Origin of the sequence: Vibrio gelatinilyticus, assembly GCF_022836845.1 — a bacterium.
Classification (GTDB): Bacteria; Pseudomonadota; Gammaproteobacteria; order Enterobacterales; family Vibrionaceae; genus Vibrio; species Vibrio gelatinilyticus.
The window spans coordinates 243,245-266,221 of the sequence record NZ_JAJNNZ010000001.1; the positions used below are offsets into that span (position 1 = coordinate 243,245).

The window sequence follows — 22,977 nt, forward strand, 5'->3', positions numbered from 1 at the left end:
GAATCTCACGATATTACTTTCATGCAAACCAAAATTTAGAGTTACAGCTTTAAAAAAGACGCTCAGTGTTGTTCTGTAAAGACATCGAAGTTTGAAATTCTTAAAAATGGTGGTAGTTGCTTACTTTGATAACAAAAACGGCACACTGTGAAAGCATGCCGTCTATCAAACTCGTAAAGCTAGCTAATTATATGCTCGCATTTACGCGTTCACGTAACTCTTTGCCAGGCTTGAAGTGTGGGACGTATTTGCCGTCCAGTTCAACTTTGTCGCCAGTTTTTGGATTACGACCAATACGAGGCTCACGGAAATGTAATGAGAAACTGCCAAATCCACGAATTTCAATGCGCTCACCACTTTCTAATGTGGTTGCCATATGTTCAAGGATATCTTTAACTGCATCCTCTATTTCTTTTGCGGACAAGTGTGTTTGTTCTGCACAGAGTCGTTCAATCAGTTCAGACTTAGTCATAGTTACCCTCGTTACTCATTATGTTCAGTTGAAACTCGTGTTTATTACCAATCAAAATAAACAACCTACTAACTGTTTGTATAAATTGATAATAGTCTAATTCTTCAAAAAATAAAAACAAAAAAAAGGAGCCTTTCGGCTCCTTTTCTAGCGATATATCTTATTCGCCTTTAGCAGCCTTGAAAGCGTCTGCCATTGCATTACCGAAACCAGCTTCATCTTGCTTGTTCAGTGAAGCCATTGCTTCTTGCTCTTCAGCTTCATCTTTAGCTTTGATAGATAGGTTGATTACGCGGTTCTTACGGTCTACACCTGTGAACTTCGCTTCAACGCTGTCACCAACGCTTAGGATTAGAGACGCATCTTCAATACGATCACGTGATACTTCAGAAGCACGTAGGTAACCTTCTACGCCATCTTCTAGTTCAATTGTAGCACCTTTCGCATCTACTGCAGTTACAGTACCGTTAACTAGTGTACCTTTCTTGTTGTCAGCAACGTATGCATTGAACGGGTCGTTTTCCATTTGCTTAACGCCAAGAGAAATACGCTCACGCTCTGCGTCTACTGCAAGAACAACTGCAGAGATTTCGTCGCCTTTCTTGTATTCACGTACAGCGTCTTCGCCAGTAACGTTCCAAGAAATGTCAGATAGGTGTACTAGACCGTCGATACCGCCTTCTAGACCGATGAAGATACCAAAGTCAGTGATAGACTTGATCTTACCAGTAACTTTGTCGCCCTTAGCTTGCATTTCTGCAAATGACTGCCATGGGTTCGCTTTACACTGTTTCAGACCTAGAGAGATACGACGACGCTCTTCGTCGATATCAAGAACCATAACCTCAACTTCGTCGCCAACATTAACAACTTTAGATGGGTGGATGTTCTTGTTAGTCCAATCCATTTCTGAAACGTGTACTAGACCTTCAACGCCTTCTTCGATTTCAACGAAGCAGCCGTAGTCAGTTAGGTTAGTAACACGACCAGTTAGCTTGTGACCTTCTGGGTAACGCTTAGCGATTGCTACCCATGGATCTTCACCTAGTTGCTTAAGACCTAGTGATACGCGAGTACGGTCACGATCGAACTTAAGAACTTTAACTAGGATCTCGTCACCAACGTTAACGATCTCAGATGGGTGCTTAACACGCTTCCACGCCATATCAGTGATATGTAGAAGACCGTCAACACCGCCAAGGTCAACGAATGCACCGTAGTCAGTAAGGTTCTTAACGATACCTTTAACTTCAGTACCTTCTTGCAGAGTTTCAAGAAGTTCGTCACGCTCAACACTGTTTTCAGATTCGATAACAGCACGACGAGAAACAACAACGTTGTTACGCTTCTGGTCTAGCTTGATAACTTTGAACTCTAGCTCTTTGTTTTCTAGGTGAGCAGTGTCACGGATAGGACGTACGTCTACAAGAGAGCCAGGAAGGAAAGCACGGATACCGTTTAGTTCAACAGTGAAACCGCCTTTAACTTTACCGTTGATGATACCAACAACAGTTTCAGCTTCTTCGTAAGCTTTCTCAAGAACGATCCAAGCTTCGTGACGCTTAGCTTTCTCACGAGAAAGTTGAGTTTCACCGAAACCATCTTCAACAGCGTCAAGAGCTACGTCTACTTCAGCACCAACTTCAACTTCAAGTTCGCCAGCAGCGTTCTTGAATTGTTCAGCAGGGATAGCAGACTCAGACTTAAGGCCAGCATCAACAAGAACGAAACCGTTCTCGATAGCTACTACAGTACCTTTAACGATACTGCCTTGTTGGAATTCAGTTTCATTTAGAAACTCTTCAAAGAGTTGAGCAAAAGATTCAGTCATTAATTTAATCTTCAATATTAAACGTCCACGGGTATCCTACCGCATGGGGTTGATAAATTCGCCGGTCATCATCCTTGCGACCAACGTTCGAAGCCCACCAAGTAGAGTCTACTTAGTGAGATTAGATTCGATATAGTGTAGCGCTTTTTCGACAACTTGCTCTATTGTAAGAGAGGTTGAATCAAGCACTAGAGCGTCTTCAGCTGGGCGTAATGGCGCTACTGCTCGGTTGCGGTCGCGGTAATCACGCTCTTCTATCTCGCTCAAAAGGTCGTCAAAGTTAACATCTAAGCCTTTAAGTTGCAACTGCTTATAACGTCTTTGAGCCCGTTCATCAGCGCTAGCATCCAGGAAAATTTTCACTTCAGCTTCAGGAAAGACAACGGTTCCCATATCTCTGCCATCAGCGACCAATCCAGGTGCTTCATTAAAAGCACGTTGACGACGCAACAAAGCTTCGCGAACCCTTGGCAGAGCAGCAACTTTAGAAGCAATATTACCTGTCTGCTCTTTACGCAGCTCACCCGAGACGTCTTCACCTTCTAAGATAACCTTTACCAGGTCACCATCAGCAACAAACTGCACATCGAGGTGCATTGCGATAGGCACAAGAGCGTCTTCTGACTCAAGGTCAACACCATGATGTATCGCAGCTAAAGCCAAAACACGGTAGATAGCCCCTGAATCGAGCAAATGATAGCCGAGTTGGTTTGCTAGCAACATACATAATGTGCCTTTACCAGCGCCACTTGGCCCATCAACCGTAATCACCGGAGTGTTTAAGGACATGTTCTACTCCACGTTGTTAAGACAAGACTACCTTGTCATTTTTGTTCGTAGTAGTGACTGCAATTGCATAATTAGACTCACTACTTTTATTGGCGCAAGATTATATACCCTATGCTGGTAATATTCCATCGCGTTAGCGGGTCAATCGCAGACAAAATCCAACCATAAAAAAACTCCGACGTTATCTGTCGGAGTTTGAACAATTACAAATATAATCCGATGTCGCTACCGATTAAACGATTGGTCGCTGACCTCGGTTGATTAATTTCAAAAGGACATTGTCAGCCGCATCACCTGCCACGCCTGCCAGTTTGTCACTGATTTTTTTCTTATGAACATAGTGGATGGCTAATACCGTCTTGTCTTTACAAGCTTCCGTTACCAGATCGTCTGAGGTTTTTATGTCATCAACTAGCCCCAAGGTCTTTGCTTGTGTACCAAACCAATGCTCTCCCGTGGCAACCTTATCAAGTTCAAGATCAGGGCGATGTTCTCGAATAAAGTCTTTAAACAGGTCATGAGTTTCTTCGAGTTCCTGCTTAAATTTCTCTCTGGCTTTGTCGGTATTTTCGCCAAACATGGTCAATGTGCGCTTGTATTCGCCCGCCGTTAGCTGTTCAAACTCTATATCATTTTTCTTCAACAGCTTATTGAAATTAGGGATCTGAGCAATCACGCCGATAGAGCCAACAACTGCAAACGGTGCCGATACGATTTTATCAGCAATACACGCCATCATATATCCGCCACTCGCGGCGACCTTATCAACCGAAATAGTCAGAGGTAAATTCGCTGATTTGATTCTGTCTAGTTGCGATGAAGCAAGTCCATAGGCATGTACCATCCCACCCCCAGACTCAAGGCGAACAAGGACTTCATCCCCTTCTCTTGCTACAGCAAGAATGGCTGATACTTCTTCTCGTAAAGAGCTGACTTCTTTTGCATCAATGCTGCCTTTAAAATCCAATACAAATAGGTGAGGTTCGCGCTTGCTATCAAGCTCCCCGTCTTTGGTCGCTTTCTTGATCTCTTTTTCTCTGAGCTTGGTTTTCTCTTTCTCTGCTTTCTTTTCTGCCTTATCACGAGCTTTGATAAAAGCGTCATCATGTAAATGATGCTCTAGTTGCTCAACAGTCTCTTTACGCTGCTCTGTTAGGTTAGTAATTTCCAATTCACCTTTTGCACTGCCTGTTCGGCCACTGGCAGATTTTGCAATCACGATAAGTGCAACAATCGCAACCACCACTGTGATGATCTTTGCTAAAAACAATCCGTAGTCTAATAAAAATTCCAATGTCATATCCCCTGTCTCACGAATTGGTGTATTGTATACCCAAAATTATTCAAGATGCTCGTTTCAGCGAGAATTATTCACAATTAAGGAACTACTCTGTGGAATTTTCAACCGCTCCAGATGCCCTAAAGGATAAAGTCATTCTTGTTACCGGTGCGGGGGCCGGTATTGGTCGCCAAGCAGCCTTGAGCTTTGCTCAACATGGTGCAACGGTCGTACTTCTCGGTCGTAACGTCAAGAATCTGGAACTCATCTACGACGAAATTGAACAATCTGGTTACCCACAAGCAGCTATTATTCCGTTAGACCTAAAAGGTGCAACGAAACAAAACTACATCGATATGGCGGAAACCATTGAAGGACAATTTGGTAAACTTGATGGCCTACTTCACAATGCGAGCGTCTTAGGTACACTCAGCCCTTTTGATCAAATCGATGAAGAGACCTTTGATGATGTCATGCAAATCAACGTCAAGTCTGAGTTTCTAATGACGCAAGCACTACTTCCAGCATTGAAAAATTCAGACGCTGGACGCGTTATTTTCACATCGTCAACGGTGGGGCATTCTGGTCGTGCTTTTTGGGGAAGTTACGCAATTTCTAAATTTGCCACCGAAGGTATGATGCAAATTCTGGCGGACGAACTCAGTGACACAGCCATCAGAATCAACGCCATTAATCCAGGGGCGACTCGCACTCGCATGAGAGAAAAAGCCTACCCTGGTGAAGACGCCAATACACTCAAAACGCCTCAAGACATCATGCCTGTGTATCTCCAACTAATGGACCCTTCAGTCACTCATTTCAATGGCCAGTGCATCGATGCGCAGCCCAAAAAACTGACTAAATAGCCTTTCTTAGATTTCAAGCAGTATCAATACCATGATGCTGCTTGATAAACGCTCGCCCGACACTCAAGCCATGTTGGTAATCACTTAGTATTTGCTCTTTCGCGCTCATGAGCCCTTTGCTCGCAAGTTCATGTTCGGGTTGAACATGCCAAAGGTTTACGTCCTCTGGGGGAGAGCTGATAAATTGCTCAGCTTGTGCATGGTTCATATAGTGTGCCACTAGCATTTCCAAATGGCGGGTTCCGCCAAACTGAAAAGGAATGGCCTTATTCTGAATATCCAGTAATCGAGCAAACTTTTCTTTGTCGTGGAGCCAGCGTGTCAATTTGGCTTTATCGGTCATTTTAATTTTGCTGGTAAAATCCATTTTCCAGTATTCATTACGAATGGTCTGTAGCTTTTCCGTAAACTGCTTTTGAAATTCCGATAGTTTTTCTTTTGTTCCCGACAGCCTTAAGTGAGATAGATGTGAATCCAATCCAAGCTCTAGTTCCTTTTTCCACTTTTCGATAGATTGCATTGCACTGGTGTGGAACTGGTTTTTTTCAGACGCTGGGATCGTACTAACCACCACCATGTTTTTAATATCCCTGCGATAAGACTCCTCTACAGGTATAGTGGCAGAGACACCGCCATCGACCCATTTTTTACCGTCAAATTCGATATCGTTGTAATACAGCATCGGAATAGCACACGTCGCTTTGAGGACATCAAACCAATTATCGGCGAAAATAGGATAATAGTAGTCTTTCAACTCTTCGACATCCGTAATGCAGGCCAGCGCTACTCTATTTTCACCTAAATGACGCTTACCTCTCTCAAAGTCCAACGGAAACTCGCCTTGATTAACGAGATCAAACGCCCAATCAAGATCCATTGGCTGCTTTTTAGCGAGAAATTTGTTGAAATCAAAGAACCTGTCACGAGTCGTATAGTTGAGAATAAAGTCAAGGCCGAGACCATGTTGTTTAGTCACATAGGAGGAGACGTTTAGAGCACCTGCAGAGGTACCAATGTACAATGAAAAAGGATCAAATTGCTGTTCAATAAACGAATCCAACACGCCTGCTGCAAACGCACCCTTTTGTCCGCCACCTTGAACAATTAGCGAGTACTGCTCGTCATTATCAAACATATTCTTCCCTTCATTACATTAAGCTGTTGATTGAGATTAAAATATTTACTCTATTTTAGGAAAGTGTTTCTTCAAAAATTGACGCTTAAGTGGGAATGTCTCTTGAATGTATATAAGCCTAGCAGCATTTCAACACCTTACAGGAGCAAGAAAGAGTAACTCTATAAGACACATTGATAAGCCTTGCAGGTTCCACTATTTTTTGTATACTGTATATACATACAGGTATTACAATTATGCATGACATCATTACACAATTAGAACGCAAACAACTCATTTGGAAAGGTGAAAAAGAGGCCGAACACCAGCAAACGCTCTCTACCGGTTTTCCTGAACTTGACCAAAAGCTTTATGGTGGTTTTCCCACTCATGGCGTGGTTGAAATCCAATCAATTTCTGGCATCGGTGAGTTTCGCCTATTAACTCCTCATATTCAGCATACGGCTAATGAACGACTACTGGTTTTGATAAACCCACCCGGCTACCTATCTGCGGAATATCTCCATGCATCTGGAATTGCTCCCCAACGTATCCGCTTAGTTTATCCACAGACGCCTCAACACGCGTTATGGGCCGCCGAACAATGCCTTAAAAGTGGAGCTTGTAGCACTGTATGCTTATGGCAAACTCAATTAGAAGTTCACCACACTAAGCGCTTACAGGTCGCGAGTGAAAAAGGGCATTGTTTACAGTTCTTATTTAAATCCACATCAGAGCATGTTTTTTCACTGCCTGTATCACTGAGTTTAAACTTATCGCCTCATAATGATGGCATTGAAGTGACCATTACTAAGCGAAAAGGAGGCTTTCCACGATCTCGCTTCCTCGTGCCAATGGGAACTCATTGGCCTGAACTCGCCTTGGCTAAGCCCTGTTCAACCGTCATTCCCTTTCCGATGCAGAAACAAGGGTAGACACCATGTTATTATGGCTTTACCTAGATTTTCCGTCACTGCAACTAGACCGTTTTTTCACCAATGGGGAAGCATCGTCACACCCTGTCATCATCGTTGACGGGCGACGCCATACCGTTGTTCAAGCCAATGAGATGGCTCAGCAACATGGCATCACTCTTAATATGGGCCTAGGCAGCGCTGCAGCGCTTTGTCCTGATTTACAGGTCTACCCACTTGACGATGCAGTAACAAAGCAACGTCTCACCGACATTGCTCAATGGTTATATTTGCTGACTTCCGATATCACTCTCGATTTCCCTCAAGGCCTTATCATTAAAGTCTCTAATATGTTGTCACTTTACGAAGGGCTAGAGAACTACTGGCAATCACTCAGTACCCATTTAGCGACGCTCAAGGTAAACGTACGATATGCCACTGGGCTTTCCCCTTTTGCCGCCAAGTTATTAGCTAAGTCTCAGGCGAATCTGATTGAAGATGATAGCTACGTTTTAAAACAATCGATCTTACCGTACCCCTTGCAAGAAACTGAGTTAAGCGATAAACAAATCGATGCTCTTAACCGCGTGGGTATCCGTACCATCGAAGATTTACTCGCACTTCCTTTAGCCGATATCGCTAAGCGTTTTGATATTGACTTGGTCAACTATGTAGGTCGGCTCACCGGGTACTTTAAACATCCTGTCGAATACTTTATTCCACCAGATCAGTTTCAGGTATACCTAGAACTGTTATTCGATATCGATAATGTACAGTGGCTTGAAAAACCTCTAACCCGACTTTTTATCCAACTCGAAGTCTTTCTTAAGCTAAGAGATCGAGTCGCCTATGAGTTAACGCTGACTATTGACCAGCGAGATCATGAAAGTAAATCGATTCGCTTTACCTCTGCGCAAGGAGATTATCAAGCCAAAACATGGCAGACCTTATCGGCTTTAACCCTAGAATCAGTGAGCCTTGAAAGCGCCGCTTATGGCTTAACATTAGCAGTCACGCGCTGGGGGGAGCTACAACCTAATGAACAGGATTTTTTCCAGGGTATTACAGGGCAACAATCGGCTCTAGAGCTGACCTCATTACTGCAAGCAAAGTTGGGCACACAAGCAGTAATGACCGTAGAGCTCACCAATGACCCACGCCCAGAAAAAGCAACTCGATTACACACGACACCTCCGGCTACGAGTGACAGCATCACTTCAACGCTGCCTCAAAAGATTCGCCCTAGCTTTCTACTTCCTGAACCCATACCACTTACAGAGAAAACCACCATTGTTTTAGGGCCAGAAAGAATTGTCAGCGGATGGTGGGATGGTGATGCTATCCAACGAGACTACTTTATTGTTCGAACTCCCCAAGGGCAATGGTTATGGGTCTTTAAAACGCAAGAGAACCAATGGTTTGTACATGGCCATTTTAGTTAAGATTGACTGCAGATAGACACACTATGAAATACGCTGAACTTTTTTGCCAAAGCAACTTTTCTTTTCTTCAGGGAGCTTCTCACGCCGAAGAATTGGTCACACAAGCTGACTTTCTAAACTACTCAGCTATAGCAATAACAGATGAATGTTCTGTTGCAGGGGTAGTACGCGCTCACACTACTATAAAGAAAAACCAACTTTCAGTGCAGCTCATTGTTGGCAGCATGTTCTGGCTCAATAACGAGTGTCAGCTTGTATTATTGTGTCCTGACAGAGCCGCTTATGCTGAGCTCTGCCGCATTATCACCAATGCTCGACGCCGCTGCAATAAAGGGGAATATCAACTCTCCGAGTGGGACATCCTCTCGATTCGTCATTGTTTCATTATCTGCTTACCAACCGGAGAAAGTTATGACAAGCGATGGGTTCACTGGCTTGAGCAGCACCATAAGTATCGCCTTTGGATTGGACTGCAGCGGCATTTAGGCGCTAACGAGCATCGCTATATTGAGCACTGTAAAAACTTAGCCCATCATTACAACTTACCAATTACCGCCTGCGGTGGGGTATTAATGCATAATGCTACAAGGCTCCCTCTTCAGCATACTTTGGTTGCGATTCGCAACAATACTCAAGTTGAGGCGGTATGCGGCCAACTTATCGCCAATACTGAACGTTGTTTACGACCTAAAAGTAAACTCACGAAACTTTTTAATGCAGATTGGTTAGCACAAAGTGATTACATTGCCTCACGCTGTCAGTTTGAACTTGATGTTTTGCGCTACGAGTATCCATGTGAATTAATTCCAGCTGGCGAAACACCGATGAGCTATCTAAGAAAGTTGGTAGAACATGGCAAGTCATCACGTTTCCCTCAAGGTGTCACCGCCTCAATAAATGCGACCATAGAGAAAGAACTCAGCCTCATTGAAGATCTGGATTATCCCTTTTTCTTTCTCACCATTCATGACATTGTCATGTTTGCCAAGGAGCAAGGTATCCTCTACCAAGGAAGAGGCTCAGCAGCCAACTCCGTGGTTTGTTACTGCTTGGAGATCACCTCTGTTGATCCCAGACAGATTTCAGTCCTGTTTGAGCGTTTCATCAGTAAAGAGCGCAATGAGCCGCCCGACATTGACGTTGATTTTGAGCATGAGCGCCGAGAAGAAGTTATACAGTACATCTACCAGAAATACGGCAGAGAGAGAGCTGCGCTAGCCGCTACCGTGATTTCCTACCGATTCAAAAGTGCGGTACGTGATGTAGGTAAAGCACTAGGGATCAGCGACATTCAGCTCGACTACTTTATCAAGAATATCAACCGCCGAGATCGTAATCAGGGCTGGCAGGCGCAAATCGTTGAGCTTGGACTCAAGCCCGATTCCCTTAAAGGCCAGCAGTTTATTGAACTAGTGGATGAGATACTTGGCTTTCCGCGCCACTTATCACAGCATGTCGGAGGCTTTGTAATTTCATCAGGTCCACTGTATGAGTTAGTCCCCGTAGAAAACGCGTCAATGCCTGACAGAACCGTTATTCAATGGGACAAAGACGACTTAGAAAGCCTAGGGTTACTTAAGGTCGATGTCTTAGCTCTAGGTATGCTTACCGCCATTCGAAAATGCTTTGGGCTTATCGAGAAACATTACGGTCGCGCATTAACGATTGCAGAAATCACTCGACAACAAGACGATGCTACGGTGTATAACATGATTCAAAAAGCCGACACCGTTGGGGTCTTTCAAATAGAATCTCGTGCACAAATGAGTATGTTACCTCGCCTAAAGCCAGCCAGTTATTATGATCTCGTGATCCAAATAGCCATTGTTCGCCCCGGTCCGATACAAGGGGATATGGTGCACCCATTTCTTAAAAGGCGTAATGGCGAAGAAACAATCAGCTACCCATCTGAGGAAGTAAAAGAGGTACTATCTCGCACACTAGGCGTGCCTATCTTTCAAGAGCAAGTGATAAAATTAGCGATGGTCGCAGCAGGCTTTACTGGTGGCGAAGCCGACCAACTGCGGCGAGCAATGGCGGCCTGGAAAAAGAGCGGCGACCTTTTTAAATTCAAATCGAAACTCATCGATGGAATGCAAAGCAAAGGTTATTCTCTAGAATTTGCCAACCGATTGTTTGAACAAATCTGTGGCTTTGGTGAGTATGGTTTTCCTGAAAGTCATTCCGCCTCATTTGCGGTATTGGCATATTGTTCAGCCTGGCTAAAGCACTATTATCCTTATGCTTTTTACGCATCTTTACTTAATAGTTTACCCATGGGCTTTTACAGCGCATCCCAATTAATTCAAGATGCGCAGCGACATCATATCAAGATACTGCCAGTGTGCATCAACCGTTCAGATTATCACCACAAACTCACCGTATGTGATCAAGGGATAGTTCTACAATTGGGGTTTCGTCAAGTCAAAGGACTAAATGAGAAAACCATTCAACACCTTATCCAACATCGTCCTAAGACAGGCTTTAGCACGACGACTCAAGTAAAACAATTAGGACTTAATCGACGGGAAGTTGAGCAACTTTCATCAGCAAACGCCTTAGAATGTATTTCAGGTGATCGCTATGCGACTCGATGGGCGATGATGGATACTTTATCCGATTTACCCCTTTTTAAAGACGATATCAGCCACGAAAATTCGCTGCCACACCGCCCTAACGATGTTGAGGAGCTGCTCGAAGATTACACCGCAATGAACCTATCTCTTGATAAGCACCCTATTCGTTTATTAGAACAGGCTGGGCAGCTAGGACGATTGACCAAAATGAATGAGTTGATCACTAAACCAAATAAGTCATTGGTTAGCGTGGTTGGGGTTGTCACTGGAAAGCAATCGCCCGGAACAGCAGCAGGAGTGACCTTTTTTACTCTTGAGGACGATACTGGGAACATCAATGTCGTGGTTTGGCGCGCCACCGCAGAAGCACAAAAGCAAGCCTACTTGTCGGCAAAGATATTAAAAGTAAAAGGCATTCTAGAAAGAGAGGGGGAAGTGACTCACGTCATTGCTGGCCGGTTGATTGATCTTACAGACCGTTTAGCTGGCTTACAGACACAATCACGAGACTTCCATTAAAGAGGGCCTATGTGGCCCTTCTCGATGACAAATTAAAGAAGTTGACGTACACGTTCTTGAATCACACCCACTAATAGGTCGGGCTGGAATTTCGAGATGAATCGGTCACAGCCCACCTTCTCAACCATAGCTTCGTTAAAACTACCACTGAGTGACGTGTTTAAAGTGATGTACAGTTCTTTCATCAATGGGTCATTACGCACTTCATGCGTCAATTTATAACCGTCCATTTCTGGCATTTCGGCATCCGTTATCATCATAAGAAGCTCTTGCGCTACATCGAGTCCTTCATCTCGCCACTGTTTTAGCAAATTCAAGGCCATAAGCCCATCAAAGCACTCAATGACCTCGACACCTAGCTGAGATAACGTGCCCTTAACTTGTTGGCGAGCCGTAGAAGAATCATCAACAATCAGGATTTTTTTACCTTGTAAGATGGGCAGAAGAGAGTCATCTAAGACATTGTCAGAGATCGAAACATCGTAATCCACAATCTCTGCCAGTACTTTTTCGACATCGATGATTTCAACAAGTCGTATCGCATCGCTATCTTGATCTTGTACTTTAGTGATGGCCGTCAAGTAGGTTGAACGGCCAGTTGTCTTCGGTGGCGGTTGAATTTCAGTCCAAGCGGTATTGACGATATTACGTACTTCACCGACTAAAAAACCTTGTGTTGAACGATTGTACTCAGTGATGATCAGATTCGCCTCTGATTGCTCTTCACGAGGCTTAGGGAAGCCAATAGCCTGTCGTAAGTCAATCACAGGTACAGAGAGGCCTCTAAGGGAAGCAACGCCTCGGATACTGGGATGTGAGCCAGGTAAAGACGTCATTATAGGAAGTTTAAGCACTTCTTTAACTTTAAATACATTAATAGCAAACGTTTGTCTGCTGTTCAAAGTAAACAATAACAACTCGAGCCTATTTTCACCGACTAATTGTGTACGTTTATCGACAGAGTTTAATACACTCGACATATTGCTTCCTTGAGAAGGAATGTAAGTACCAATCCATGATATCGGCTATGCCAATAAAAAATTTAATTTACAATGCAAGAAAATGGCTCTTTACTACAACTACAGAAAACTGGATTAACCTTCGACTACTTTCATTAGCAGTAAACCATCAAAAAGAGCCTGTTTAACCAGTGCGGCACCTGGCATGGTTGCCTGCTTGTAAAAACGTGACTCTACCAACTCTAGATCTTGATGATACACTGGCAAACTTTGTTCATGGATGCATTTTTCGATTGCTGGATAAAGTATATCCTTTGCCTGATTAATCACGCCGCCGATGAGAACTTTTTCTGGATTGAAAAGGTTGATTACAATCGCGATAGCAGAGCCTAGGTATTGAGCCAAATTTTGTATCACGTCAACTGCCAATGGATCGCCATTGACCGCTGCTTCACAAATACTTTCTACCGAGACTACTTCTTGCTCGCATAAGCTCGACTCCTCGCCAGCTTCAATACGTCTTTGCACTTCATCACGAATCGCCTGTGAACTTGCGACCGTCTCTAAACATCCAACATTGCCGCAATGACAAAGCTTACCGTTTGGATCAATTTGAATATGACCTAGTTCACCGATATTACCGTGTCGACCTTGCAGGACTCGGCCATCTAAGATGATGCCAGCGCCCAACCCATGGTGAATAGATATAAGCACTGAATTGTCGTTATCTTGAGAGTGACCAAATAGCTTTTCGGCCAAAGCCCACGCTCGAGTGTCGTTGGCAACAAATACAGGTAAACCCGTCGCTTTGTAGATTTCGGGACCGATTGCCAAATTGTTGACGTTGTAATGCGGCATTTGTAACACAATGCCTTTTTCAGAATTCACCAGACCTGGTAGCGTTAAAGCAATACTAGTCACACGGTCCAGTTGCTCTGAGTAAGTTTGGAAGAACTCTTCCACTTCAAAAAGCAATCGAGCGAGAACGTCGTCTTGATCGCGCTCATGAATATCGATTTTGGTGTCAATGAGCACATCGCCGCCAAGTTCATGCAATGCAATCGTCAGATACCCTCGACCGAGCCTCATTGATAAAAATTGCCAACCCTGATTATTGGTTTGTAATCCAACAGCCGGACGGCCACGAGACGTGGCTTCTTGAACGGTTGTTTCATGAATGAGATGCGCGGCGATCAACTCACGAGTGATCTTAGTAATACTTGCTGGCGCAAGTTCACTCTGCTTCGAAAGATCAATACGTGAGATAGGTCCATGTTGGTCTATCAGTTTATACACTCGACCAGCATTGACCTGCTTAATGTGATCAATGTGACCGGGTTGAGCCATGTACATCTTGTACTCCAAAAAACAACGACCTAGTAATTTTTTTACTTTGCGAAGTAATTGTGAAGCAGTTTGATATATCGCCGTGACAAACATCACGCATCAACTCAAATCTTTGCGCGGCCAGTCAAATTTAATGACAAAAATTAACGATTTTTTTGAGTATTCGTAAAGGGGGATTAGGCTGGACGAAAACAGCATCTTATATTGTCGGGGTTGAAAGTGCGTATGACATGAAATACAGCACTCTTTTATTACTTATTTTGCTCTAACAATAAATGAGCATCATTGTTAGCGAGAAATCCGGTGGTAATTTGCAAAAACTTGCCCGTAAGCTTCAATGAAGCGAAAACCGGCATCCAACCCTAATTCGTAGTCGTGAAGAATGTCTTCTTTCTTGCTCAGCAATGACGACGTTCGCAAAGGTTGATCTGGTCGAATCTGAAGAATGTAACAATCATCAGGGGGCAGATTCAAAAAGTCTTGTGTCAGTGCATAAGTCTGGTAGTGAACCATCAGCATGTCGGCAAAACCAGAATCAAACTTTTCGCCCATTAAATGGCTTAAGCGATATATATCGCCACTACCAAACAACCAGCGACCTCCGTTCAATGCACTCAAATGAGAATGCTCATGCTTTTGTAGCTTTGCTTTCTCGACCTGAACGTCAAAAAAGGAGTTCCAATCGCTAGTCCATTGAGATACCTTTTCTTGCCATTGGATTTGCAGTTGATTTAAAGACTCACGAAACCAAGTAACATTGTTATTTACTTTTGGTGCATCGGCGATCGGTTCGTCGATATCTGAAGAAAGTCCCTCGGTGCGGATAACAATTATGGTTCGATTCTCCTTTCGCCAGGCTTCTTGCACTGGAATCGACGCCGACACTCCACCGTCGACATACTCCTGCCCATCTAAAGGAATAACGCCATTATACAAATTAGGGATCGCACTGGTTGCCATCAATACATCGAACCAATTGTCTTTTAGCATTTCGAAATACGCGTCCTTAAAGGAAAGGTTGTGCGTAACGGCAGCATAAGCCTTTCGCTCACCAAGGACCTGCCGCCCCATATCGATATCCAGTTTGTAAGGGTAGTCCTTGAGCTTACCGAAAGCCCAATCGAGACCTAACGCTTGTTTTCGCCTCATAAAGCCAAAGAGACTAAAGAAACGTGAATCTGTTGTTAGCTCCGTCAGAAAAGACTTTCCTAACCCAGGTTGTTGGCAAAGATAGGCACAAAGATTAAGAGCACCAGCAGAAGTGCCGTAAAACTCATCGAAAGGATCAAAATTAGAAAGGAGAAATGCGTCTAATACGCCAGCGGTAAAGATACCACGCTGGCCTCCGCCTTGAGCAACTAAGGCTGTTTTCCCAGTGACGTACTTAGTTAAGATATCAAAGTCAACAACGGTATTAGAATTGGTGACAGATCCTGAATTCACCATCGTTCTTACCTACTGTGCCGTAATTGCAATAACGCCGAAACCAATAAGAGTTGCCAGAATCACAAACGTAATAATTAGCGCGAACTTTAGATCTTGTTGCATATGAACTCCTTATGTGCCTTACTTTACTATTGTGACACATATTCCTAATATTTCTAAAGTTATCTCGATATTGTGGCAATAAAGTCACAGTCAACTTTGCCGTTCACCATGACTATAAAAGGCTTATCAATGATGAGATTTTTCCCAGGAGCAACACCAGTTTTATTGGTAATAGCGTTAATGGCTTGCAATACAGAACACGCACAAGCCGACCTTATAATCACACCGTTCGTCGGTTATACCATGGGAGGAGAAGCAAAGACTGGTGATGATAAATCCTATGACATTTCGCCTTCTGCAAATGCCGCTATTGCCATTGAGCTGCCCTTTCAAAATGGAAGAATGGGCGTCTTTTATGCCCAGCAAGATTCATCTCTTGAGCAGCTCAACCTCAACTCATCGATAAGTTACCTTCATTTTCAAAGCAGCGTCGTATATCCCATCACAGAGAATACTTCGTCTTATCTTGGAATAGGCATTGGCGCTTCTCACGTTTCTGCCGACTGGACAAAAAACCATACTGGTTTCTCGACCTCTCTTTTTGGAGGGCTAGAATATAAAATCACGAAACAGCTTTCTTTGACAGGACAGATCCGTTGGCTGGGCACTGTTGTGGATAGCGAGTCGGTATCAATTTGTACCCTACCCACAACGGAGCAAAGTTGTCTAATTGGTTTTCAAACTCAATGGATGAACCAGTTTCAGTCGAATGTAGGCATCTCGATCGCTTTCTGACAAATGAATCGTTAAATTATGGTAAAAATAGTAATTGATATGTTCTACTTTCTTTAATGATTATAGTCAGTTACACCAAAAAGAAAATAAGCATTATTGACCACCATCTTGGGTACAAACCTCCCTTCAAGATCACCACGCCAACAAGAAATTAGAATTTAACATTGACCAGGGTTAGTTTTGACATCAATCACACTATTTGCGAACGTTCCTCTACGTATTCTAATCCATTGCTAAATGATAACTAAGTAGGTAATCTTGCCTGCATGCACAGCTGAATATTTCAGTTTACGCACTAGAACGACAATATCAAAAGAACAATCAACTACCTAACCATGCTAATTACGGGTTATTTTGCTACTGTTAGCATTCTTACAACTATAACCACCCAATGTTTCGTTAAATTTTCGAGAAATAGCCCGATAGTCATAAATCTGGTTAAGGTAGCTTTAGTCACAGAATGAAGTTAAACAGGAGTTAACTATGAAACGAGAACAATGGGGATCCCGTGTAGGGTTTATCCTTGCGGCAGTGGGATCTGCAATTGGACTTGGCAACATCTGGCGTTTCCCGTATATGGCGTACGAAAATGGTGGCGGCGCATTCTTTATCCCTTACCTTTTTGCGATGCTGACAGCCGGTATACCATTTATGATCCTTGAGTTCAGCATGGGGCAGAAATACCGCGGCTCGGCTCCACGAACACTGGCAAAAATCAATTCAAAATTTGAATGGCTTGGTTGGTTTCAAGTCGGGGTTGCTGCAACTATCGCGGTCTACTATGTGGCGGTAATCGGTTGGGCTATTTCTTACTTCGGCATGTCATTTACTCAAAGCTGGGGAACGGATACCAATGCTTTCTTCTTTGGTGAGTATTTGCAGCTGGGTGATAACTCCCCAACTAGCCTAGGCTCTATCCAATGGAAAATTGCCGGCGCAATGCTCATTGCGTGGGGGATCACCTATACAGCCGTCGCTAGAGGCGTTAAAGCAGGTATTGAACGCGCAGCTAAGATTATGATGCCTGTACTCTTTATTATGGTATTGCTATTGATTGCTCGCATGGCATTTTTGCCTGGTGCGCTCAATGGCGTAAACTATTTATTCGAACCGGACTTTAGTAAAATCTGGGATGTCAAAGTCTGGGCGGCAGCTTATGGGCAAATCTTCTTTACCCTGAGTATTGGCTTTGCCATTATGCTCGCCTACTCAAGTTACTTACCTGAAAAGTCTGACATCACTAACAATGCGTTTATGACGGTGTTGATCAATTGCGGCTTCTCAATCCTAGCTGGTATCATGATCTTCTCGGTTCTTGGCTATATGGCTGAAGAACAGGGCAAACCATTAACTGAAGTGGTTTCAGCAGGCGTAGGATTAGCGTTCGTTACCCTGCCTGCAGCTATCAACTTATTACCGGCACCGTACATCCTAGGACCACTATTCTTCTTCGCTCTTGTTATTGCAGGTCTAAGCTCTCACATCTCTATTATGGAAGCTGTTACCTCTGCCATTATTGACAAGCTAAAGTGGACACGTAAAAAAGCGGCTAACGTCATTTGCGGCGCTGGACTTATCATTTCGATGGCATTTGCTACTAATGGCGGCCTGCTGCTACTCGACCTAGTGGATCACTTTGCCAATAATATCGGCATCGTCACCGGCTGTCTGATCGAAATTCTATTGATGACGTGGTTACTGAAAATCGCCGATGTGCGCGAATACGTTAACAAAATCTCTGACTTCAATATCGGGATCTGGTTCGATGTGTGCCTACGCTTTATTACACCCGTTATCTTGGCAATTATTGTTGCGACTAAGTTCCAAACTCTACTGTCAGATGGTTATGGTGGGTATGCACAGTTTGATCTTATGCTACTTGGCTGGGGATTAATGGCACTATTGGTAACAGTTGGCGTAGTCGTGAATATCACAAGTAAGAAGGAAGCTTAACATGACAACAAGTGCAATCATCATGATGGTTTTAGGTCTTGGCATAACATGGGGTGGCGCTTGCTACTGCATCAAAAAAGCCATGAGCAAATAGCCAAAATAAAAAGACCCCCAACGATTGGGGGTCTTTTAGATCACTGGCTTTTTAATTAGAACTGATAACGTATGCCAATCCCGGCACCCATCCCAAACTTCAAGTCACTTTCATGGAACATTACATTGGGTGTGAGTTGCGCATAGGCATCCCAGTTTCTAGAAATATCAAGCTCAACACCTAACGCAATTCTTGGTCCAAATTTGTCGTGTTTTTTGATTTGACCACCTACACCCGCAAACCACGTAAACGGAACATCAGAGCCGAAACTGCCTTTATTAAAGATGTAATCGGCAGCAATGCCATCGTTACCTATCGCAAAGTTCACCTTATTATGTATCTGGCCAACAACGCCAAAGCCCTGATCTAGACCCATACCCAGCTTAAAAGAGCCAGAAGATGACTGACTAGAGCGAGCGTTAGATCGACTCTTTGATTGTCCTTGAGACGAGCTAGAGTTCGATGTTGAAGCAACTTTATGATTCTTAGCCGGTGCTGGTTTTGCCTGTGTTTTAGGTTTAGCGGCAGGGCTGCCCTCTTCAACGATCTGCCACTGCTCTTCCCCACCGGCTGTAGTGCTTGCTGCAAAAGCGCCCATTGAAACCAATGAGAAAGTCGCTAATAGCACAGTAGGGAGTAGAATTTTGCTTTTCATGGATAACTCTCAATTGACTAAATTTGTTGCTCACACCGCACAATTAATGTCGGACGTTTAAGTGCGGTCATTCTAGCCACTTGAATCAGAAAATTGTCATCTGTAAGCAAGCTAACCGCAAATATATGGGGAAAGCATAGTCTCTATCGAATAAAAGTGGGATCTATGAGAGGAAATGATCAGAACAAAAAAAGGGAAGAGCATAAGCTCTTCCCTTCTCAATCTAAACTGTATGCGCGAATTAACCGTTGTTACGGATCCACTCGTCCATATCAGTTTTAAGGTTGTCAGACTTAGTACCGAAGATAGCTTGAACACCACCTGCAACAACAACAACACCTGCAGCACCTAGTGCTTTTAGACGGTCTTGGTCAACAACTTCTGTATCTGCTACAGAAACACGTAGACGTGTGATACATGCGTCTAGAGCCGTAATGTTAGCTTTACCACCGAATGCGGCAACTAGTTCGCCTGCCATTTCAGAGCCAGAAGCCACTGAAGCTTGGTCTTCTGTTTCGTCTTCACGACCAGGAGTCTTAAGATCAAGAGCTTTGATGACTGTACGGAACACTACGTAGTAGATGGCTGCGTATGCGATACCACAAGCAAACATCAATACCATTTTCTGAGCGTTACCAGATAGAACAACGAAATCGATCAAACCGTGTGAGAATGACGTACCGTGTACAAAACCTAGTGTGTTAGCAACTACGTATGCAGAACCTGCTAGTAGAGCGTGAATTCCGTAAAGTAATGGAGCAACGAATAGGAAAGAAAATTCGATTGGCTCAGTAATACCTGTAAGGAAAGATGTAAGAGCAGCAGATGCCATGATACCCATTACTTTCGCGCGGTTTTCTGGCTTAGCAGAATGTGCAATCGCGATAGCAGCAGCAGGTAGACCAAACATCTTGAACATGTAACCGCCCGCCAGTTGACCAAAGCCATTACCAGCAGCACGAGATGCTTCATCAGCAACTAGGTAACAAGTAAGTACACCGTTTTGAGTTTCGCCAGCAGCGTTCACACAAGTACCCGCTTCGAAGAAGAATGGTACGTTCCAAACGTGGTGAAGACCAAATGGAATCAGAGAACGCTCAACGATACCGTAGATACCGAACGCCAATGTTGGGTTTTGCTCTGCAGCCCAGTGAGAGAAAGATCCAATGCCTGCGCCGATTGGTGGCCATACGACAGAAAGTAGGATACCAAGGCCGATAGCAGCGAAACCAGTGATGATTGGCACAGCACGCTTACCAGCGAAGAAGCCAAGATACTCTGGAAGTTGGATCTTGAAGAAGCGGTTAAATGCCCAAGCAGACACACCACCAACAAGGATACCACCTAGTACACCAGTATCGATTTTCTCTACGCCCATGATACCAGCCATTACGCCAAGCGTTGCTGTCATGATGCCGTAGCCAACGATTGCAGCTAGACCTGCAACACCGTCATTGTTAGTAAAGCCAAGTGCAACACCTACAGCGAAGAGAAGTGCCATTTGACCGAAGACTGAACCACCGGCTTGTTCCATCAAGTTAGAAACAACATCTGGAATGAAGCCAAGGTCGGCAGCACCAACCCCTAATAGAATACCTGCAACCGGAAGTACTGATACTGGTAGCATCAGAGACTTACCGACTTTTTGCAGGTTAGCAAAAAGGTTCTTAAACATGTTTATGCTCCTGATAAAGTTATTAGAATTCTGGGCTCTAACGGCACACCCCCGTAGCCTTAAATGTTAGCACCCATTGAAAATGTAACCACGATTTGAATTATATTTTCTGCCTCTAAATATATCTTGCTCTGACTATAGGTTTCTACTCACTGACGGAATTTAGTTTCAAAACACAAAGTAGATCACAGTGCGAAAAGTACCTTGTAACGCATTACACCTAGCGTATGACATTGATTATTATGTGTTTTATTAATTAATTGATTAATTTTGACTAGTAAATAAAATAGTATGATATGTTATTTTTCGTAACATAATTACACTTTTGCTTTTCGGGCTAATTTAACTTCAACATTTTCGGTTAACATCAAATTTTTTCCACATTTAATGTTCTACGCATAAAAAAAGGCACTATCAGTACCTTTTTTAGTCAAAAATGAACAAAGTTTACTTTCTATCGAAAAAAAAGTTTCTCAAAATTATTGGTGGTATTTTCGGCAACCTCTTGCAAAGAACAGCCTTTTAGCTGCGCAATATAGGCTGCGACCTCTACCACATAAGCCGGTTGATTCTCTTTTCCTCGATGAGGAACTGGCGCTAAGTATGGTGAATCTGTTTCTATAAGTAGTCGCTCAAGCGGCAATTGCTTAACCACTTCTTTCAGCTCCGTCGCTTGGCGAAATGTAACAATACCTGAGATAGATATATAAAAACCTAAATCCATTGCTGCCTGTGCAAAAGCAAGATCTTCTGTAAAACAGTGAATGACACCACCACATTTATCGGCTTGGCCCTCGCGCAAAATTTGCAGTGTATCTTCACGAGCATTTCGCGTGTGGATGATTAACGGCTTACTTAACTTAACTGCAAGGTCAACATGTTGCTTAAAGCGAGTTCTTTGCAACTCAGCAGTTTCTGGCTGGTAATGATAATCAAGCCCAGTTTCGCCGATGGCGACAACGCGAGAATGACTGGAATACTCAGCGAGCCTTGCCAAAGAAAACTCACTTTCCACATCAAGTGGGTGAACGCCACAAGAGGCAACAACTTGAGAGTAAGGCTCAATTAGCTCAAGCATTTTCGGAAACGAATCAAGCGTAACACCAACCGACAGCAATCGTTTTACATTGGCAGATTGGGCTTTGTTAATGACATCACTTACATCGAGGTGCACATCATCGTAATCAAGCTTGTCAAGGTGACAGTGGGAATCAACAAACATAATAAATACTTACTTCAATAAATTTCATTTTAATCAAACTGGTAGAGCCAATTTACTACAAGTAACTCTGCATTTAGACCTGGGTTCTGGGACAATTGCTCGATCAACTCTTGCAAGCGAGAAGCTTGCGTATAAGCCATTTCGTAGGTTAACTGCTTCGCAACATCAGAGACGCCTGGCAACAAGCTTGATGAATTCAATTTGAAAGCTTGTTTTTGACATTCAACCAACAACACCCAATACCACCCAAGAATAACGACCATCGGGGCATCGGCTTTGCTGATCAGCTTCCAAAGCGGCGCTGTATCAAGTCTATCAGAACGCAAAAAACTCACCAGCTCCTGTTCACACTGGCTATAAACACTTCCCCAACCATCGTCGACAAAACGTAACGTCGTTAGCGGCAAATAAGAGTTAAGCATGGCAACGTAGCTAGGAACGCTTTTTTGTGTTTGATTGCTCACCCACTCCAGAACCATCGCTTCGCTAGGCATTGGTAAGCTCCACACCTCACAACGACTGCGTATTGTTGGCAAGAGACGATGACTATTTTGGCTCAACAGTACAAACAAGCACGTACTCGCTGGCTCTTCTAATGTTTTTAGCAGCGCATTTGATGCTGACTCATTCATTGCTTCAGCAGGTTCGATAATGATTACCCGGTAGCCACCCAGTTGTGATGTTTCCTGAGCCCAACGGTTAGACTGTCGTATCTGTTCAACGCCAATACCCGATTTGCCTTCTTCCGGTCTCAACCAGTGAATATCAGGGTGACTATTCGACTTAATTAAGTCACAAGCATGACAAAACCCGCATGGCTCATTATCAGAGTTTTGGCACATAATCGCGGATATATAGCGTGAAACTAATGTTTCGGGTCCCAAACCGTTAGGGCCTTCAATCAATAATGAAGCGGGCGTTCGGTCTGCCGCAATGGCTTGTTGCAATGACCGCCAGCTCGTTTGTAACCAAGGAGACAATTCCATC

At 43.7% G+C, this 22,977-nt stretch carries 20 protein-coding genes; 7 read left to right on the forward strand and 13 right to left on the reverse strand.

The window, feature by feature from the left end; genetic code table 11:
- Positions 1-187: 187 nt before the first annotated feature.
- The 4 genes from ihfB to sohB all read right to left on the reverse strand — a co-directional run bounded on the left by ihfB (position 188) and on the right by sohB (position 4,386).
- Positions 188-472, reverse strand: a complete 285-nt coding sequence (gene ihfB, locus LNL84_RS01100; RefSeq protein WP_244354432.1) for an integration host factor subunit beta — start codon at positions 470-472, stop codon at positions 188-190.
- Between the two features lie 160 nt (positions 473-632).
- Complete coding sequence (rpsA, locus tag LNL84_RS01105; RefSeq protein ID WP_244354434.1) at positions 633-2,303, reverse strand: 30S ribosomal protein S1; 1,671 nt, start codon at positions 2,301-2,303, stop codon at positions 633-635.
- A gap of 108 nt (positions 2,304-2,411) precedes the next feature.
- Positions 2,412-3,092, reverse strand: coding sequence for a (d)CMP kinase (gene cmk / locus LNL84_RS01110; RefSeq protein WP_244354436.1), 681 nt, complete (start codon positions 3,090-3,092; stop codon positions 2,412-2,414).
- Positions 3,093-3,324: 232 nt separating this feature from the next.
- Positions 3,325-4,386 carry a protease SohB gene (gene sohB, locus LNL84_RS01115; protein WP_244354438.1) on the reverse strand — a complete coding sequence of 354 codons (1,062 nt, stop codon included), beginning with the start codon at positions 4,384-4,386 and terminating at the stop codon, positions 3,325-3,327.
- A 98-nt stretch (positions 4,387-4,484) separates the two neighbouring features.
- Between sohB and LNL84_RS01120 the strand changes: the two genes are divergently transcribed.
- Positions 4,485-5,237 carry a YciK family oxidoreductase gene (locus LNL84_RS01120; protein WP_244354440.1) on the forward strand — a complete coding sequence of 251 codons (753 nt, stop codon included), beginning with the start codon at positions 4,485-4,487 and terminating at the stop codon, positions 5,235-5,237.
- 13 nt (positions 5,238-5,250) lie between these two features.
- Here LNL84_RS01120 and LNL84_RS01125 read toward each other — a convergent pair whose 3' ends face one another.
- Positions 5,251-6,372, reverse strand: coding sequence for a patatin-like phospholipase family protein (locus LNL84_RS01125; protein WP_244354442.1), 1,122 nt, complete (start codon positions 6,370-6,372; stop codon positions 5,251-5,253).
- 236 nt (positions 6,373-6,608) lie between these two features.
- Between LNL84_RS01125 and imuA the strand changes: the two genes are divergently transcribed.
- The 3 genes from imuA to LNL84_RS01140 are packed head-to-tail and all read left to right on the forward strand — an operon-like array spanning position 6,609 to position 11,802.
- Positions 6,609-7,286 carry a translesion DNA synthesis-associated protein ImuA gene (imuA, locus tag LNL84_RS01130; protein ID WP_244354444.1) on the forward strand — a complete coding sequence of 226 codons (678 nt, stop codon included), beginning with the start codon at positions 6,609-6,611 and terminating at the stop codon, positions 7,284-7,286.
- A 5-nt stretch (positions 7,287-7,291) separates the two neighbouring features.
- The gene (locus LNL84_RS01135; RefSeq protein ID WP_244354446.1) at positions 7,292-8,707 is read left to right on the forward strand and encodes a Y-family DNA polymerase; all 1,416 of its coding nucleotides are present in this window, start codon (positions 7,292-7,294) and stop codon (positions 8,705-8,707) included.
- Positions 8,708-8,730: 23 nt separating this feature from the next.
- On the forward strand, positions 8,731-11,802 hold the full coding sequence (locus LNL84_RS01140) for an error-prone DNA polymerase (protein ID WP_244354449.1): 3,072 nt from the start codon (positions 8,731-8,733) through the stop codon (positions 11,800-11,802).
- Between the two features lie 32 nt (positions 11,803-11,834).
- Here LNL84_RS01140 and LNL84_RS01145 read toward each other — a convergent pair whose 3' ends face one another.
- The 4 genes from LNL84_RS01145 to cydH form a co-directional block, all read right to left on the reverse strand.
- The gene (locus LNL84_RS01145; RefSeq protein ID WP_244354451.1) at positions 11,835-12,782 is read right to left on the reverse strand and encodes a chemotaxis protein CheV; all 948 of its coding nucleotides are present in this window, start codon (positions 12,780-12,782) and stop codon (positions 11,835-11,837) included.
- Positions 12,783-12,896: 114 nt separating this feature from the next.
- Positions 12,897-14,114, reverse strand: a complete 1,218-nt coding sequence (gene mlc, locus LNL84_RS01150; RefSeq protein WP_244354453.1) for a sugar metabolism global transcriptional regulator Mlc — start codon at positions 14,112-14,114, stop codon at positions 12,897-12,899.
- A gap of 282 nt (positions 14,115-14,396) precedes the next feature.
- Positions 14,397-15,554 carry a patatin-like phospholipase family protein gene (locus LNL84_RS01155; protein WP_244354456.1) on the reverse strand — a complete coding sequence of 386 codons (1,158 nt, stop codon included), beginning with the start codon at positions 15,552-15,554 and terminating at the stop codon, positions 14,397-14,399.
- Between the two features lie 9 nt (positions 15,555-15,563).
- Complete coding sequence (gene cydH, locus LNL84_RS01160; protein ID WP_244354458.1) at positions 15,564-15,656, reverse strand: cytochrome bd-I oxidase subunit CydH; 93 nt, start codon at positions 15,654-15,656, stop codon at positions 15,564-15,566.
- 129 nt (positions 15,657-15,785) lie between these two features.
- On the opposite strand from cydH, the gene LNL84_RS01165 reads away from it, so the two are divergent.
- The 3 genes from LNL84_RS01165 to LNL84_RS01175 all read left to right on the forward strand — a co-directional run bounded on the left by LNL84_RS01165 (position 15,786) and on the right by LNL84_RS01175 (position 18,438).
- Complete coding sequence (locus LNL84_RS01165) at positions 15,786-16,391, forward strand: outer membrane protein (RefSeq protein ID WP_244354460.1); 606 nt, start codon at positions 15,786-15,788, stop codon at positions 16,389-16,391.
- A 483-nt stretch (positions 16,392-16,874) separates the two neighbouring features.
- Complete coding sequence (locus LNL84_RS01170) at positions 16,875-18,344, forward strand: sodium-dependent transporter (protein ID WP_244354462.1); 1,470 nt, start codon at positions 16,875-16,877, stop codon at positions 18,342-18,344.
- Between the two features lies 1 nt (position 18,345).
- A complete protein-coding gene (locus tag LNL84_RS01175) occupies positions 18,346-18,438 on the forward strand; it encodes a MetS family NSS transporter small subunit (RefSeq protein WP_244354464.1) in 93 nt (30 codons plus the stop codon).
- Between the two features lie 55 nt (positions 18,439-18,493).
- Here the strand turns inward: LNL84_RS01175 and LNL84_RS01180 are convergent, their stop codons facing one another.
- From LNL84_RS01180 to holB, 4 genes are all read right to left on the reverse strand, one after another.
- Positions 18,494-19,093, reverse strand: a complete 600-nt coding sequence (locus LNL84_RS01180) for a hypothetical protein (protein WP_244354466.1) — start codon at positions 19,091-19,093, stop codon at positions 18,494-18,496.
- A 241-nt stretch (positions 19,094-19,334) separates the two neighbouring features.
- On the reverse strand, positions 19,335-20,768 hold the full coding sequence (gene ptsG / locus LNL84_RS01185) for a PTS glucose transporter subunit IIBC (RefSeq protein ID WP_244354468.1): 1,434 nt from the start codon (positions 20,766-20,768) through the stop codon (positions 19,335-19,337).
- Between the two features lie 454 nt (positions 20,769-21,222).
- Positions 21,223-21,990, reverse strand: coding sequence for a TatD family hydrolase (locus LNL84_RS01190; RefSeq protein WP_244354470.1), 768 nt, complete (start codon positions 21,988-21,990; stop codon positions 21,223-21,225).
- A gap of 29 nt (positions 21,991-22,019) precedes the next feature.
- Positions 22,020-22,976, reverse strand: coding sequence for a DNA polymerase III subunit delta' (gene holB / locus LNL84_RS01195; protein ID WP_244354472.1), 957 nt, complete (start codon positions 22,974-22,976; stop codon positions 22,020-22,022).
- Position 22,977: the final 1 nt, after the last annotated feature.

Coding starts and splice junctions, on each gene's coding strand:
- ihfB (WP_244354432.1), bottom strand. CDS start 472: ATGACTAAGTCTGAACTGATTGAACGACTCTGTGCAGAACAAACACAC.
- rpsA (WP_244354434.1), bottom strand. CDS start 2,303: ATGACTGAATCTTTTGCTCAACTCTTTGAAGAGTTTCTAAATGAAACT.
- cmk (WP_244354436.1), bottom strand. CDS start 3,092: ATGTCCTTAAACACTCCGGTGATTACGGTTGATGGGCCAAGTGGCGCT.
- LNL84_RS01125 (WP_244354442.1), bottom strand. CDS start 6,372: ATGTTTGATAATGACGAGCAGTACTCGCTAATTGTTCAAGGTGGCGGA.
- imuA (WP_244354444.1), top strand. CDS start 6,609: ATGCATGACATCATTACACAATTAGAACGCAAACAACTCATTTGGAAA.
- LNL84_RS01135 (WP_244354446.1), top strand. CDS start 7,292: ATGTTATTATGGCTTTACCTAGATTTTCCGTCACTGCAACTAGACCGT.
- LNL84_RS01140 (WP_244354449.1), top strand. CDS start 8,731: ATGAAATACGCTGAACTTTTTTGCCAAAGCAACTTTTCTTTTCTTCAG.
- LNL84_RS01145 (WP_244354451.1), bottom strand. CDS start 12,782: ATGTCGAGTGTATTAAACTCTGTCGATAAACGTACACAATTAGTCGGT.
- mlc (WP_244354453.1), bottom strand. CDS start 14,114: ATGTACATGGCTCAACCCGGTCACATTGATCACATTAAGCAGGTCAAT.
- LNL84_RS01155 (WP_244354456.1), bottom strand. CDS start 15,554: ATGGTGAATTCAGGATCTGTCACCAATTCTAATACCGTTGTTGACTTT.
- cydH (WP_244354458.1), bottom strand. CDS start 15,656: ATGCAACAAGATCTAAAGTTCGCGCTAATTATTACGTTTGTGATTCTG.
- LNL84_RS01165 (WP_244354460.1), top strand. CDS start 15,786: ATGATGAGATTTTTCCCAGGAGCAACACCAGTTTTATTGGTAATAGCG.
- LNL84_RS01170 (WP_244354462.1), top strand. CDS start 16,875: ATGAAACGAGAACAATGGGGATCCCGTGTAGGGTTTATCCTTGCGGCA.
- LNL84_RS01175 (WP_244354464.1), top strand. CDS start 18,346: ATGACAACAAGTGCAATCATCATGATGGTTTTAGGTCTTGGCATAACA.
- LNL84_RS01180 (WP_244354466.1), bottom strand. CDS start 19,093: ATGAAAAGCAAAATTCTACTCCCTACTGTGCTATTAGCGACTTTCTCA.
- ptsG (WP_244354468.1), bottom strand. CDS start 20,768: ATGTTTAAGAACCTTTTTGCTAACCTGCAAAAAGTCGGTAAGTCTCTG.
- LNL84_RS01190 (WP_244354470.1), bottom strand. CDS start 21,990: ATGTTTGTTGATTCCCACTGTCACCTTGACAAGCTTGATTACGATGAT.
- holB (WP_244354472.1), bottom strand. CDS start 22,976: ATGGAATTGTCTCCTTGGTTACAAACGAGCTGGCGGTCATTGCAACAA.